Source organism: Streptomyces sp. CWNU-52B (genome assembly GCF_047444975.1).
Taxonomy (GTDB): Bacteria; Actinomycetota; Actinomycetes; order Streptomycetales; family Streptomycetaceae; genus Streptomyces.
Genome location: NZ_JBLFJV010000023.1, coordinates 96,585 through 109,829, shown reverse-complemented (window position 1 = coordinate 109,829; position 13,245 = coordinate 96,585). Strand labels below are relative to the sequence as shown.

The window sequence follows — 13,245 nt, the reverse complement described above, 5'->3', positions numbered from 1 at the left end:
TGCGCGGCAGGACGGACTCAGACGTGGGCCGCCACGGATCCAGGTGCGGTGTCCGGGAGTTGGGCCTCCAGCTCGCGGACGAGGGGCAGTACGCGGCGGCCGAAGTACTCGACCTCCTCGTGGTAGTGCAGGAAGCCCAGGAGGAGGAGGTCGACGCCGAGGCGCTTGTAGGCGACGATCCGCTCGGCGATCTGCTCCGGGGTGCCGATCAGCCCCGTACGGAAGCCGTCGTTGTACTGGACGAGGTCCTCGAAGGAGGAGTCCTGCCACATGCCCTTGCCGTCGGCGGTGGACTGTCCGGCCTGCTTGGCCGCGGCGCCGAATCCCTCGACGGCCTCGCGGTCGGCGTGGGCCACGATCTCGCGCAGGGTCTCGCGGGCCTCGGCCTCGGTGTCGCGGGCGATCAGGAAGCCGTTGAGGCCGAACTTCGGCGGGGTACGGCCCACTTCGGCGGCGGACGCCCGTACGTCGGCGAGCTGTTCGACGACTCCGTCGAAGTCCTTGCCGTTGGAGAAGTACCAGTCGGAGACCCGGCCGGCCATCGCGCGGGCCGCGGAGGAGTTGCCGCCCTGGAAGATCTCCGGGTGCGGGCGCTCGGGCGTGTTGAGGGGCTTGGGCTTGAGGGAGAAGTCGCGCAGCCGGTAGAAGTCACCGGCGAGTTCGGTGTGGTCCTCGGTCCAGATCTGGCGCAGGGCCTGGATGAACTCCTCGGAGCGGCGGATGGGGGTCCCTCCCGGTTCGAGCGCAGCCGAGAACTGGGGGAGTTCGTCGTGTTCGAGCCAGGGCTCGCCCAGGGCGGTGAACTCGCCCTTGAACCAGCCGCTGACGACGTTGACGGCGAAGCGGCCGTTCGACAGGTGGTCGGCGGTGGCGCCGAGTTTGGCGAGGACGCCCGGGTGCCACAGGCCCGGGTGGACCGCGGCGATGACCTTGAGGCGCTGGGTGGCGAGCAGCAGGGCGAGGCTGAAACTGGTCGACTCGTGCTGGAACTCGGCGCCGTAGCTGGCCATGTAGCGGACCTGGCTGAGGGCGTAGTCGAAGCCGTTGTTCTCGGCGAGGACGGCGAGTTCGCGGTTGTAGTCGTAACCCCAGTCGGTGCGCTGTTCGATCGTGCTGGTGACCAGGCCGCCGCTGACATTGGGCACCCAGTAGGCGAAGCGGACGGGGTCTGCGGAAAGGTTCTCGGCAGGCATGGGGAACTCCTGTTGCGGGAATTCGGACGGACCGAATTCGGCAGGGGTTCGACGAGTGGCCGAGGTGCCGAATTCGGGCAGCGGAATGCGATTCACGGCCGGAGAAGCCCGAGAAGGGCCGGATAAGGCCGGTTCCATGGCTGGGGACAGCCGGAGAGGGAAGGCGGTGGGGCGCGGCGGAACCGCTACGGCTCAGCCCACCGGACGGTGGCGGATCCGGCGGATCAGGCCACGGGGCAACAGGCGGCGCTGGAGACGCGCGCGAGGTCGACATGGCGTCGCCGCGTGAGGTCCAGTCGCTTCATCATGTGCTCGATCGTGGCAGCCACCGGTCGGGACCGTCAAGGAATACCCGATCGGTCTCGCATCCCGGACCGGCGAATTTCACGAAGGTGTGACAGGGCATCCCTTGAACAGGGCGGTGCGGGCCAGCATTCTGACGAGGTGCGAACAGAGCAGCTGGAATACATCACGGCGGTCACGCGGCTCGGGTCACTGCGCCGGGCGGCCGAGGAACTCCACCTCTCGCAGCCGGCGTTGAGCGAGACCGTACGCAATCTGGAGCGGGAACTCGGAGTCGATCTCCTGGAACGGAAACGCTCCGGGGCGAAGATGAGCGCGGAGGGGCGGGAGCTGCTCCCCCACATCGTCAATGTGCTGGACGCGGTGGACCGGCTGCGGGGCGCCGCGGGCGAGCAGCACAGCATCAGCCGCATGGTGCGGGTCGGCACGGTGAACGCGGCGACGGTCCCGCTCCTGTTCCCGGCCGTACGGGAGTTCCGGGCCTCGCATCCGGCGACGCAGGTGGAGGTGGTCGGTGCCCAGCAGTCGGACATCCACCGGACCCTGCTGGAGGGCGGCTTCGACCTGGGTCTGGTGAACCATCTGGAGGGCGACGACCGGGAGGCCGAGTTCGACCACACGGAGCTGCTGTGGGGGCGTCCGGTGGTATGCGTACGGCCGGACAGTCCGCTCGCGTCGCTGTCCGTGGTGACCGTGTCCGACCTGCTCGCGCAGCCGCTCATCGCCATGCGCTCCGGCTATGTGATGCACCGGTTCGTGCACCGGCTGCTGAGGGGCCGTGAGCCGTCCTTCTCCTACTCCACCGACGGCGCGGAGATGGGCAAGCTGATGGTCGCGGAGGGGCTGGGCGCCACGGTGCTGCCCGACTTCAGTGTGATCGACGATCCGCTGACCCGGCAGGGAGCGATCACCTGCCGTCCGCTGGCCGGCGACTCGCCCCGGGTGCTGCTGATGCTCCAGCGGCGCAGGGCCGACTCGGTGCCGCGGGCCGCGCACGACCTGCACGAGGTGTTCGTGCGTCGGGCGGCCGCGCTCGGGGGGACGATGACCGAAGCGCCCTGAGGCGGCCCGGGGCGTCCGGACCGATGCCTTCCCCCGGTGTCAGTCGTCTTCGTGCGCCGGGACCACGACGAGGAACGTGTCCGACTCCAGATGCATCACGACCACCGCGGGTTCCCCCGCGGCACGGCACCGCGCCGCGTACTCCTCCGCGGGCCACGAGCCACGCGGGGCTCCCGCCGGAAACCGCTCCAGCACCTTCGCACCCATGACGGCCGCCCTTCCCTGTCGCCCGACGACGCTCCGGACGTTCGTCTGCCCCCGATCGGCGCATCCATGTGCCCACGCGTGTACCCGCGCATCACGCGTCTGCCGCCGCGTTCTGGGCACGGCCGCCCCGTGTGGCCCACTCGGCGCATCCGGCAAGGGCTCCGGCGGGGAAGGGATCACCGGGAGGACGCCGACGGCGACGCCGAACAGAAGGGCTGAACACCATGAGCGGTGACACCACCGGACCCGGACCGCACTGCCTGGTGACGGGCGCGACGGGGTACATCGGAGGACGGCTGGTGACGGAGCTCCTCGCCGAGGGACACCGCGTACGCTGCGTGGCCCGCTCCCCCGGCGCGCTCCGGGACTATCCCTGGGCGGGTGACGTCGAGGTGGTGCGCGGTGACGTCACGGACACCGACTCGGTCGCCTCGGCGATGCGGGACATCGACGTCGCGTACTACCTGGTGCACTCGCTGGGCACGGGCAAGGGCTTCGAGAAGACCGACCGCGAGGCGGCGCGGATCTTCGGCGAGCAGGCCCGCGCGGCGGGCGTACGCCGGATCGTCTATCTGGGCGGACTCACGCCCGCCGGGGTGCCCGAGGAGGAGCTGTCGCCGCATCTGCGGTCCCGGGCCGAGGTCGGCCGGATCCTGCTGGCCTCCGGGGTCCCGACGACCGTGCTGCGGGCGGCGGTCATCATCGGTTCGGGCTCGGCCTCCTTCGAGATGCTGCGCTATCTCACCGAGCGGCTGCCCGTGATGGTCACCCCGAACTGGGTCCACACCCGGATCCAGCCCATCGCGGTACGGGACGTGCTGCGCACGCTCGTGGGCAGCGCGCGGATGCCGGAGGACGTCAGCAGGACCTTCGACATCGGCGGGCCGGAGATCCTGACGTACCGGGAGATGATGACCCGGTACGCGGACGTGGCCGGGCTCCCCCGGCGGCTGATCCTGCCCGTGCCCCTGCTGACCCCGCGGCTCTCCAGCCACTGGGTCGGCCTGATCACCCCCGTACCGCGGTCCATCGCGCGCCCGCTGACCGAGTCGCTGCGCCACGAGGTCGTCTGCCACGAGCACGACATCGCCCGGTACGTGCCCGATCCGCCGGGCAGCCCCCTCCCCTTCGACGAGTCGGTGCGCCTGGCCCTGCGCCGGATCCAGGACGCCCGGGTCACCACCCGCTGGTCGAACGCCTCCCTGCCCGGCGTCCCCAGCGACCCGCTGCCCACCGACCCCGACTGGGCGGGCGGCAGCCTCTACACGGACCGGCGCGAACGCACGGTCGACGCGTCGCCCGAGGCCCTGTGGCGGGTGATCGAGGGAATCGGCGGGGAGAACGGCTGGTACTCCTTCCCGCTCGCCTGGGCCACGCGGGGCCTCCTGGACCGGCTGATGGGCGGTGTGGGGCTGCGCCGGGGCCGCCGGGACGCCGCGCGACTGCGGGTGGGCGACTCGCTGGACTTCTGGCGGGTCGAGGAGATCGAGCCGGGACGCCTGCTGCGGCTGCGCGCCGAGATGCGGCTGCCGGGCCTGGCCTGGCTGGAGATGTACGCCGGCACGGACGACACCGGCCGCGTCCGCTACCGCCAGCGGGCCCTCTTCCACCCGCACGGGCTGCTCGGCCACCTCTACTGGTGGGGGGTGTCGCCGTTCCATGCCCTGGTGTTCGGCGGCATGGCCCGCAACATCGCGCGGACCGCCGCCAGGACGGCTCCCGCGGTGACGCCGGCGCGCACGCCGGCCGGTTGACGCCGGTCCTTGACGGCGGTGCGCAGGCCGTACCCTTTCGCCCTAGCCTGTCCCGACACGCCCCGTCACACCGTCACCGCACAACGTCGGCTCCCGCCGCGTCCCGGAGTTCCGGAGTCCCCGCATGAACGTCTCGGTCGTCCTGTTCACCTCCGATCTGCGCCTGCACGACCATCCGCCGCTGCGTGCGGCGCTCGACGGCTCGCGCGCGGTGGTGCCCCTCTTCGTACGTGACCGGGCCGTGGACCGGGCCGGCTTCGCCGCTCCCAACAGGCTGGCCTTCCTCGCCGACTGCCTGCGGGACCTGGACGCGGGCCTGCGCGAGCGCGGCGGCCGGCTCGTGCACCGCTCGGGCGACCTCGTCGACGAGGTGTGCGAGGTGGCGGCGGAGACGGACGCCGCCGAGGTGCACATGGCCGCCGGGGTCAGCGCCTACGCCCACCGGCGCGAGGAGCGGCTGCGCAGCGCCCTGGAGTCCGCGGGGCGGCGGCTGCAGGTGCACGACGAGGTGGTCACCGCGCTGGCGCCGGGCGCGGTGACGCCGGCCTCCTCGGACCACTTCGCCGTCTTCACCCCGTACTTCCGGCACTGGGAGCGGCATCGGCAGCGCACCGTCCTCGGCGCGCCCCGCACCGTGCGTGTACCGGAGGGCGTCGGTTCGCAGCCGCTTCCCGTGCGCGGGGAGATGTCCGGTCTCTCCGCGGGGCTCGCCGAGGGAGGCGAGAGGGAGGGCAGGAAGCAGCTCACGGCCTGGCTCCGGAGCGCGATCGACGGGTACGTGGACGGCCACGACGCTCTGGCCCAGGACGCCACCTCGCGCCTGTCCCCGCACCTCCACTTCGGCACGCTGTCCGCCGTGGAGGTCGTCCACCGGGCACGCGGGGCGGGCGGTCCCGGCGCCGACGCCTTCGTACGGCAGCTCGCGTGGCGGGACTTCCACCACCAGGTACTGGCCGCGCGGCCCGGCGCCGCCACGGCGGACTACCGCACCCGCAACGACCGGTGGCGGTCGCCGTCCTCGGCCGGGCAGGAGATCGAGGACTGGAAGGCGGGGCGGACCGGCTATCCCGTCGTCGACGCGGCCATGCGGCAGCTGCGGCACGAGGGCTGGATGCACAACCGGGGCCGGATGCTGACGGCGAGCTTCCTCACGAAGACGCTGTACGTCGACTGGCGTGTCGGCGCCCGCCACTTCCTCGACCTGCTCGTCGACGGCGATCTCGCCGACAACCAGCTCAACTGGCAGTGGGTGGCGGGAACGGGCACCGACACCCGGCCCAACCGTGTCCTCAACCCGGTCCTGCAGGCCAAGCGGTACGACCCCGACGGCGCGTACGTACGGCGGTGGGTGCCCGAACTCGAAGGGCTCGCCGGGGCCGCCGTGCACGAACCGTGGCGGCTGCCGGCCTCCGAACGCGCCGCCTACGACTATCCGGAGCCCGTCGTCGAGCTCTCCGAAGGACTGGCGCGTTTCCGACACGCCCGCGGGCGCGACTGAGCCGCCCGCCACGCATGGCCGGGCACGCAGCGGACAGGCGGGCACAGGACAGGCGGGCAGAGAACGCCGCCACCGACCAATCCGCCGGTGCTCCGGCAACGGATTCCAGCCGTACGAAGCTCGCCTCCCGGAGGACTCCCTCGTGAAAGAAGCCGTGCACATCGGCAACAACCCCTCGGCCGAACCGGATCTGCAGGACCTGATGGGCAGTGTCGCCCTCGGTGACCAGCAGGCCTTCGCCGGGCTCTACGACGTCGTGGCGGGTCCCGTCTTCGGCGTCGTGCGCGCCGTGCTGCGCGATCAGGCCCAGTCCGAGGAGGTGGCCCAGGAAGTGCTGGTCGAGGTGTGGCGGTCCGCCGCACGCTATCGGCGCGACCGCGGCTCAGTGATCAACTGGGTGCTCACCCTCGCCCATCAGCGCGCCGTCGACCGGGTCCGCTCGGTCGAGGCCTCGGCGGCACGTGAACACAAGGCGGCCCTGCTCGACCACGCCCCCGAGTACGACGAGGTGACGGAACAGGTGGAAGCCCGGCTGGAACGCGAACAAGTCCGACGCTGTCTGCGCACACTCACCGACCTGCAGCGTCAGTCCGTCAACCTCGCGTACTACCGCGGGATGACCTACCGCGAGGTGGCCGAGTCCCTGGCGCTGCCGCTCGGCACGGTCAAGACGCGGCTGCGCGACGGCCTGATCCGCCTGCGTGACTGCCTGGGGGTGACCGCATGAGCACCGTCGACCTGCACACACTGACGGGCGCGTACGCGCTGCACGCGCTCTCCGACGAGGAGCGGGGCCAGTTCGAGCGGCACGCGGCGGACTGCGAGGCCTGCGCGCAGGAGGCCCTCGAACTGAGCGAGACCGCGGCACGGCTCGGTCTCGCGGTCTCCACGCCCCCGTCCGCCGCGCTCAAGGAACGGGTCATGCGGCGGATCACGACCGTCCGCCAGGAGAGCCCGCGCGGGGCGGCTCCGACGCGCACCGTGGGCGGCTCCGCCCGTGCCCGCCGGCTGTCGCGGTGGACGCTCGCCGCCTGTCTCGCCGGGGTGGCCGCGTTCGGCGGCACCGCGGTGTGGCAGTACGACCGGGCCGAGGACGCGCAGCAGCAGGCGCGGCAGTCCGAGCGGCGTACGGACTCCGTCGCGGCGGTGCTGGCCGCCCCGGACGCCAAAACCCGCACCGCCGACCTGGCGGACGGGGCCCGCGGCACGGTCGTCGTGTCCAGGACCCGTGACGAGGCGGTCTTCATCGCCTCCGGCATGGCGAGCCCGCCGAGCGGCAAGGTCTACCAGCTGTGGTTCGACGACGGGGGCACGATGAGGTCCGCCGGCCTGATGGACTCGCGCCGCACGGCGGAGGCGGTCCTGCTGGACGGGGCCGTGGACCGGGCGTCGGGGATGGGTATCACCGTCGAACCGGCCGGTGGCTCGGACCAGCCGACGTCGGCGCCCCTGGCGCTGATGAAGCTCCCGGCCTGAACGCCTGCCCGGCGTGCCGTCCCCTCCTCGCCGGGGAGGGAGGGGACGGCACGCCGGGCAGGGGCGGTACCTCTGACCAGGGACGGTACGGGGGCCGGGAACGTCAGCCGCGCGGATCCGGCCGCCGCGGCGGCCGCGGGAAGAACCCGCTGGTCCTCGCCCGGTACGCGGCGAAGCCCGGACGCTCGGACATGTGCCGCTCCAGCATGGGCTTCCCGCTGCCGTTGACGAGCAGGAAGCTCATCACAAGAGGCGCCACGACAGTCGCCCCGGCCACCGCCCCGATGTCGCAGGCCAGCAGGAACAGGCCCCACCACACGCAGAAGTCACCGAAGTAGTTGGGGTGCCGCGTCCAGCTCCACAGACCGCGGTCCATGATGCGGCCCCGGTTCGCGGGATCGGCCTTGAAGCGGGCGAGCTGGAAGTCGCCGACGGTCTCGAAGAACATCCCGAGCGCCCACAGCGCCACCCCGGCCCACACGAGTCCGCTCAAGGGGCCCGGCACGTACTGCGCGGCCTGGACGGGCAGCGACACCAGCCAGACGAGCGCCCCTTGCAGCAGGTAGACCTTGCGCAGCGCGTAGAGGTCGCGGTTGCCGGGGGCCTTGGCGAGCATCGCGTCGTAGCGCGGGTCCTCGCCGTGGCCCCGGCCGCGCCACCCGATGTGCGCGGCGAGGCGCAGCCCCCACGCCGAGGTCAGTACGGTCACCAGCAGGCGTCGCCCGTCGTCCCCCTCCCCGGCGGACGCGGCGAACGACACGAGGGCGACGGCGGTGAAGCCGATGCCCCAGGCGACGTCCACGACGCGGTGCAGGCCCTTGCGTACGGCGACGGCGAAGGTGACGAGCATGACGGCGAGCGCGGCGGCGGCCGCGAGGGCGAGGTTCTGGGCGAAGGCCGCCCAGGGGAAGCCGCTCATCGCCTGTCCAGCGCGGTGTACCAGGTCGCCGGGGTGTCCGGCAGGCCGCTGGTTCCGCCCGGTGCGGGGCGGACGCCGACGATCTGGTCGACGCCCATCCGGCCCTCCTCGAACGCGAGGGCCGCGCCGACCAGGTACAGCCGCCACACCCGGGCGGTCTCCTCCCCCACGAGCCGGACGAATTCGTCCCAGCGGTCCTCCAGGGTGCGGTGCCAGCCGCCGATCGTCCGGACGTAGTGCTCACGCAGCGACTCCACGGACCGCACTTCGAGGCCGGCGTCCTCCAGCAGCCCGACGGTCTGCCCCATGGGTCTCATGTGCATGTCGGGCGCGATGTACGCCTCGATGAACTCGCCCCCGCCCGGCGCGTGGCTCCCCCGCGACATCTGCTGGACGAGGACACGGCCCATGGGCCGCACCAGGCGGTGCAGCGCCGCGGCGAACGCCGGGTACTCGGCGTCTCCCACGTGCTCGCCCATCTCGACCGTGGCGACCGCGTCGTAGGCGCCGCCGACGATGTCCCGGTAGTCCTGGCACACCACGTCGACCTGGTGCTGAAGACCGCGCTCGCGCACCTGCTCCCGGATGTACGCGGCCTGTTCGCGGGCCAGGGTGACCGCGGTGACCTGTGCCTTGTGCCGCTCGGCGGCGTACAGCGTGAGGGAGCCCCAGCCGCAGCCGATGTCGAGCAGCCGGGCGCCCGGCACGAGATCCAGCTTGCGGCAGATCAGCTCCAGCTTGGCCCGCTGGGCGTCGGCGCCGGTGAAGTCGGGCTCGTCGCTCGTCCAGTAGCCGCTGGAGTAGGCCATGGTGTCGTCGAGGAGCAGCCGGTAGAAGTCGTTCGACAGGTCGTAGTGGTGGCTGATGGCGGCCCGGTCGCGGGCCCTGCTGTGCAGTCCGCCCCGCAGGCGTGCCTGTGACCTGGGGGTGGCCGGGCGCGGGCCGACGGCTCCCAGTCCCAGGGCGGTCCGGGCCGCCCTGAGCCGGTCGGCCGGGGTGAAGCGGGGCGTGTCCTCGCCCCGCTCACGGACGGCTCCCCAGACCGCTCGCAGTCCCTGGGCGAGGTCGCCCTCGACGTCGAGTTCGCCGGTGACGTAGGCCTGGGCGAGGCCCAGTTCACCGGGCTGCCACAGCAGCCGGCGCAGGGCGCGCCGTGAGCGTACGACGATCACGGGGGTGTCGGCGGGGCCGGTCTCGCTGCCGTCCCAGGCGCGCAGCCGGACCGGCGGACGGCCGCCGAGCGCGTGCTCGGCCAGCTCGGCGAGCCGGTGGGCGGCCCCGGGCCTGGCGGGGCGGTCGGTACTCATCGGGGCGGGTTCTCCTTCGTGAACAGGTAGTGCTGGACGTCGAGGTAGCCGGAGCGGAACCCGGCTTCCGAGTAGGACAGGTAGAAGGTCCACATACGGCGGAAGGTCGCGTCGAAGCCGAGCGCGTCGACGTCGTCGGTGCGGGCGGTGAAACGTTCCCGCCACAGGCGCAGGGTCTCCGCGTAGTGCGCGCCGAAGGCCTCGCGGCGGGTGGTGCTCAGCCGGGTGTGGTCGCGGACGGTCCGGTCCACCGCCTCGACGGAGGGCAGCTGGCCGCCGGGGAAGATGTACTTGTCGATCCAGGTGAAGGTGGACCGGGCGGCCACCATCCGCTCGTGCGGCATGGTGATGGCCTGCAGCGCGGCGCGGCCGCCGGGGGCCAGGCGGGCGTCGATCGTGCGGAAGTAGACGGGCCAGAACTCCTCGCCGACCGCCTCGATCATCTCGACGCTGACCACCGCGTCGTACGTCCCGGTGGCCTCGCGGTAGTCGCACAGCTCGACGCGGACCCGGTCGGCGTGGCCGGCCGCGCGTACGCGCTCGCGGGCCAGGTCGCGCTGTTCGCGGGAGAGGGTCAGGGAGGTGACGTGGGCGCCGCGGGCGGCGGCGCGCAGCGCCAGTTCGCCCCAGCCGGTGCCGATCTCCAGCAGGCGGGTGCCCTCGCCGACCTCGGCGAGGTCCAGCATCCGGTCGATCTTCCGGCGCTGCGCGGTGGCCAGCAGCGAGCGGGTGGCGGGGAAGCCGCGGAACAGGGCGGCCGAGTAGCTGAGGGTCTCGTCGAGGAAGAGGGCGAACAGTTCGTTGGACAGGTCGTAGTGGCGGCTGATGTTGTCGCGGGCGGCGCCGGGTGTGTTGCGCTGGCTGCCCGGCTTCTTGGGGGCCCACAGGGCGCGCAGTCGCTGCAGCGGTGCAGGGACGAGGTTCGCCAGGTCGCCGGCGAGGACGGTGAGGGCGCCGACCAGGTCGGGGGCGTCCCACTCCCCCGCCATGTACGACTCGCCGAATCCGATCAGCCCCTGGGTGCCGATCCGGCGGTGGAACGCCTCCGCGTCGTGGATCTCGACCAGCGGTCCGCCGAGGCCGAGCTGGGTCCCGTCGGGGAACCGCACACGCAGCGGCAGGCGTTCCAGCGCTCGGCGCACCACCGCCCGGGTGAGGGCGGTCCGGGCGCGCGAGGCCGTCGGCCGGGCGACGACGTCCGGCCAGAGCTCGGGATCCACGTCCATGCGCCGTCCGGCGATGGAGCCGGGCTCCGCTGTCCTCATTCGGCACTCTCCTGGGGTCGGTGGCGGGGGCGGGGCTGTACGGGCAGTCCCCGCAGGAAAAGGCGTATGCCGTGGAAACGGATGGCGACCGAGACGGCCGCGGTGGACCAGGGGTGACGCAGCGCCTCGCGGACCAGCGCTCCCGCGGTGGCGGGGCGGCGGGTGCCCCGGACGGTCGCGGTGAACGGCCGGGCGCCGTCGCGTTCCAGCCGCACGGCGAGGTCGAGGCGGTCGTCCGGCGCGGGCAGCCGCATGCGGTAGGCGCCGTCGACGGGGAAGAACGGCGAGACGTAGAACTCCTTGTCGACGCGCGCCACCGCGGCCTCGTCCGGGGTCAGCAGATAGCTGTGCCGCTCCCCGTAGGTGTTGTGCACCTCGGCGACGACGCACCGCAGTTCACCCGTGGTGTCGTGGCACCAGTAGAGGGTGAGCGGGTTGAAGACGTGGCCCAGTACGCGGGCGTGGGCGAGCATCGTCACCGGGCCGCCGCCGAGGTGGACGCCGCGCGACGCGAGGAAACGGTCCAGGCCCGCGCGGATCGTCGGGTCGTCGCCGCCGAAGTGGTCCCGGGGGTCGAACCCGGCCAGCGGGCGCAGGGGCCACGGCAGCCGGGGCGGCCGGTCGGGGTCGATCAGCCACAGGTAGGTGCGGTGGTGGAAGGTGTAGGCGGTCGGCGCGGTACGGACATGGGTCACCGTGCAGGGGTAGAGCGCGGCGGTACGGGTGCGGGTACCGGGGCTGCTACCGGGGCTGTTGCCGGTCACCAGGTCACCCCCAGTGCCTCGGCCGCCGTCACGCCGGAGCGGCAGCCGTCCTCGTGGAAGCCCCAGCCGTGGTAGGCGCCGGCGTACGCGGTGACGGCGGTGTTCAGCGTGGGGAGCCGCCGCTGGGCGGCCACCGACTCGGGTGTGTAGACGGGGTGTTCGTAGACCATGCGGGCCAGCACCCGGTCCGGGTCGACGCGGTCCTCGCCGCCCAGGGTGACGACGTACGTCTCGGGTGCGTCGAGGCGTTGGAGCCGGCTCATGTCGTAGCTGACCCTGACCCGGTCGGCGCCCGCGTCGCACGACGGCATCAGGTAGTTCCACGAGGCTCGGGCTCGGCCGGCGCGCGGCAGCGGCGAGGTGTCGGTGTGCAGGAGCGTGGTGTTGCGGGAGTAGCGGAACGCGCCGAGCACGTCCCGCTCCCGGCGGGTGGGGTCGGCCAGCAGCCGCAGCGCCTGGTCGGGGTGGACGGCCAGCACGACCGAGTCGTACGTCTCGGTGGTGCCGTCCTCGGTGGTGATCTCGGCGCGGTCGTGGTGCCTGCGGACGGCGCGGACCGGGGTCGAGGTGTGCACCGCGTCGACGTGCTTGGCGACCCGGTCCACGTATGCCCGCGAGCCGCCGGTCACGGTGCGCCAGAGCGGTGAGTGCCCGACCGACAGCAGTCCGTGGTTCGCCAGGAACCGGAACAGGTAGACGGCCGGATAGCGCTGGGCCGTCGCGGCGTCGCAGGACCACACCGCCGACACCAGAGGGGTCATGAAGTGGGCGACGAAGTAGGCCGAGAAGCGCCGCCGGGCCAGGAACTCACCCAGCGTGAGGGTGACCTCCGCGCCCCCGGTACCGTCCGCTCCTCCGGTTCCCCCGCCCCCCGCGTCCGCCTCGGCCAGCAGTCGTCGAGCCGCGCGGTGGAAGACCGGCACCTCGGCGAGCATGCGCAGGTACGGCAGCCGCAGCGCGTTCCCGGGCTGGGCGAGGAGTCCCGCGAGGCCCCGCGCGCCCGCGTACTCGAGGCCGCAGCCGTCGCAGCGCACGGACATGCTCATCTCCGACTCCTGCGTGGGGACGTCGAGTTCGGCGAAGAGCCGGAGCAGGTTCGGATAGGTGCGGCGGTTGTGGACGATGAAGCCGGAGTCGACCCGGTGCACCCGGCCGTCCGACGAGGTCAGGTCATGGGTGTGCGCGTGCCCGCCGAGCCGCTCGTCCGCCTCGTACAGCGACACTCCGTGCTCACGGCCGAGGACGTACGCCGCGGTGAGTCCGGCCACGCCCGAGCCGACGACGGCGGTGCGCCGTCCGGCCCGCCCGGTGCGCCCCGGCACGGCCTGCCCGCTCCGTGCCGTGGCGTCGTGTGACGCTGATCCCATCGTGCTTCCTCCCAGCCGCCCCCACTCGGAGCCGTCATGGGTAGTCCGAAGCTGCGGCAATCACGGATTGGCCGCGACGCGGGAGAAGATCACCCTGCGGACGTGGGGCCCGGCACGGCGGGAAAACGGG

General features: G+C 72.7%; 13 protein-coding genes. 5 read left to right on the top strand and 8 right to left on the bottom strand.

What is annotated here, in order from left to right:
- Nucleotides 1-17: 17 nt before the first annotated feature.
- Both sfnG and ACLVWQ_RS22845 read right to left on the bottom strand, forming a co-directional pair.
- Nucleotides 18-1,193, bottom strand: a complete 1,176-nt coding sequence (gene sfnG, locus ACLVWQ_RS22850) for a dimethylsulfone monooxygenase SfnG (protein ID WP_414110980.1) — start codon at nucleotides 1,191-1,193, stop codon at nucleotides 18-20.
- Nucleotides 1,194-1,417: 224 nt separating this feature from the next.
- Nucleotides 1,418-1,498, bottom strand: coding sequence for a putative leader peptide (locus tag ACLVWQ_RS22845; protein ID WP_414111052.1), 81 nt, complete (start codon nucleotides 1,496-1,498; stop codon nucleotides 1,418-1,420).
- 139 nt (nucleotides 1,499-1,637) lie between these two features.
- Between ACLVWQ_RS22845 and ACLVWQ_RS22840 the strand changes: the two genes are divergently transcribed.
- Nucleotides 1,638-2,558, top strand: a complete 921-nt coding sequence (locus tag ACLVWQ_RS22840; RefSeq protein ID WP_414110979.1) for a LysR family transcriptional regulator — start codon at nucleotides 1,638-1,640, stop codon at nucleotides 2,556-2,558.
- Between the two features lie 39 nt (nucleotides 2,559-2,597).
- On the opposite strand, the gene ACLVWQ_RS22835 is transcribed toward ACLVWQ_RS22840, so the two are convergent.
- Entirely contained in the window at nucleotides 2,598-2,765 is a 168-nt protein-coding gene (locus ACLVWQ_RS22835; protein WP_414110978.1) for a hypothetical protein, read from the bottom strand.
- Nucleotides 2,766-2,989: 224 nt separating this feature from the next.
- Here ACLVWQ_RS22835 and ACLVWQ_RS22830 point away from each other — a divergent pair, with 224 nt between their 5' ends.
- From ACLVWQ_RS22830 to ACLVWQ_RS22815, 4 genes are all read left to right on the top strand, one after another.
- Nucleotides 2,990-4,519 (top strand): SDR family oxidoreductase, encoded by a 1,530-nt coding sequence (locus ACLVWQ_RS22830; RefSeq protein WP_414110977.1) that lies wholly within the window; start codon nucleotides 2,990-2,992, stop codon nucleotides 4,517-4,519.
- A 124-nt stretch (nucleotides 4,520-4,643) separates the two neighbouring features.
- Entirely contained in the window at nucleotides 4,644-6,017 is a 1,374-nt protein-coding gene (locus tag ACLVWQ_RS22825; protein ID WP_414110976.1) for a cryptochrome/photolyase family protein, read from the top strand.
- Nucleotides 6,018-6,159: 142 nt separating this feature from the next.
- On the top strand, nucleotides 6,160-6,744 hold the full coding sequence (locus ACLVWQ_RS22820) for a sigma-70 family RNA polymerase sigma factor (RefSeq protein ID WP_414110975.1): 585 nt from the start codon (nucleotides 6,160-6,162) through the stop codon (nucleotides 6,742-6,744).
- Nucleotides 6,741-7,493, top strand: coding sequence for an anti-sigma factor domain-containing protein (locus tag ACLVWQ_RS22815; RefSeq protein ID WP_414110974.1), 753 nt, complete (start codon nucleotides 6,741-6,743; stop codon nucleotides 7,491-7,493). Before ACLVWQ_RS22820 ends, ACLVWQ_RS22815 begins: the two co-directional genes overlap by 4 nt.
- Nucleotides 7,494-7,596: 103 nt before the next feature.
- Here the strand turns inward: ACLVWQ_RS22815 and ACLVWQ_RS22810 are convergent, their stop codons facing one another.
- From ACLVWQ_RS22810 to ACLVWQ_RS22790, 5 genes are read right to left on the bottom strand one after another with little or no spacing between them, the layout of a single operon-like run.
- Nucleotides 7,597-8,412 carry a DUF1295 domain-containing protein gene (locus ACLVWQ_RS22810; RefSeq protein WP_414110973.1) on the bottom strand — a complete coding sequence of 272 codons (816 nt, stop codon included), beginning with the start codon at nucleotides 8,410-8,412 and terminating at the stop codon, nucleotides 7,597-7,599.
- Nucleotides 8,409-9,719, bottom strand: coding sequence for a class I SAM-dependent methyltransferase (locus tag ACLVWQ_RS22805; protein WP_414110972.1), 1,311 nt, complete (start codon nucleotides 9,717-9,719; stop codon nucleotides 8,409-8,411). The genes ACLVWQ_RS22810 and ACLVWQ_RS22805 overlap by 4 nt, the downstream gene beginning before the upstream one ends.
- Nucleotides 9,716-10,984 (bottom strand): class I SAM-dependent methyltransferase, encoded by a 1,269-nt coding sequence (locus ACLVWQ_RS22800; RefSeq protein WP_414110971.1) that lies wholly within the window; start codon nucleotides 10,982-10,984, stop codon nucleotides 9,716-9,718. The genes ACLVWQ_RS22805 and ACLVWQ_RS22800 overlap by 4 nt, the downstream gene beginning before the upstream one ends.
- Nucleotides 10,981-11,748 (bottom strand): DUF1365 domain-containing protein, encoded by a 768-nt coding sequence (locus ACLVWQ_RS22795; RefSeq protein ID WP_414110970.1) that lies wholly within the window; start codon nucleotides 11,746-11,748, stop codon nucleotides 10,981-10,983. Before ACLVWQ_RS22795 ends, ACLVWQ_RS22800 begins: the two co-directional genes overlap by 4 nt.
- On the bottom strand, nucleotides 11,745-13,115 hold the full coding sequence (locus tag ACLVWQ_RS22790; protein WP_414110969.1) for an NAD(P)/FAD-dependent oxidoreductase: 1,371 nt from the start codon (nucleotides 13,113-13,115) through the stop codon (nucleotides 11,745-11,747). The genes ACLVWQ_RS22795 and ACLVWQ_RS22790 overlap by 4 nt, the downstream gene beginning before the upstream one ends.
- Nucleotides 13,116-13,245 lie beyond the last annotated feature (130 nt).

What these genes read in the sequence shown, in the direction of transcription:
- ACLVWQ_RS22810 (WP_414110973.1), bottom strand. Translation starts at nt 8,412, where the DNA reads ATGAGCGGCTTCCCCTGGGCGGCCTTCGCCCAGAACCTCGCCCTCGCG.
- ACLVWQ_RS22805 (WP_414110972.1), bottom strand. Translation starts at nt 9,719, where the DNA reads ATGAGTACCGACCGCCCCGCCAGGCCCGGGGCCGCCCACCGGCTCGCC.
- ACLVWQ_RS22800 (WP_414110971.1), bottom strand. Translation starts at nt 10,984, where the DNA reads ATGAGGACAGCGGAGCCCGGCTCCATCGCCGGACGGCGCATGGACGTG.
- ACLVWQ_RS22830 (WP_414110977.1), top strand. Translation starts at nt 2,990, where the DNA reads ATGAGCGGTGACACCACCGGACCCGGACCGCACTGCCTGGTGACGGGC.
- ACLVWQ_RS22815 (WP_414110974.1), top strand. Translation starts at nt 6,741, where the DNA reads ATGAGCACCGTCGACCTGCACACACTGACGGGCGCGTACGCGCTGCAC.
- ACLVWQ_RS22835 (WP_414110978.1), bottom strand. Translation starts at nt 2,765, where the DNA reads ATGGGTGCGAAGGTGCTGGAGCGGTTTCCGGCGGGAGCCCCGCGTGGC.
- ACLVWQ_RS22845 (WP_414111052.1), bottom strand. Translation starts at nt 1,498, where the DNA reads ATGAAGCGACTGGACCTCACGCGGCGACGCCATGTCGACCTCGCGCGC.
- sfnG (WP_414110980.1), bottom strand. Translation starts at nt 1,193, where the DNA reads ATGCCTGCCGAGAACCTTTCCGCAGACCCCGTCCGCTTCGCCTACTGG.
- ACLVWQ_RS22790 (WP_414110969.1), bottom strand. Translation starts at nt 13,115, where the DNA reads ATGGGATCAGCGTCACACGACGCCACGGCACGGAGCGGGCAGGCCGTG.
- ACLVWQ_RS22825 (WP_414110976.1), top strand. Translation starts at nt 4,644, where the DNA reads ATGAACGTCTCGGTCGTCCTGTTCACCTCCGATCTGCGCCTGCACGAC.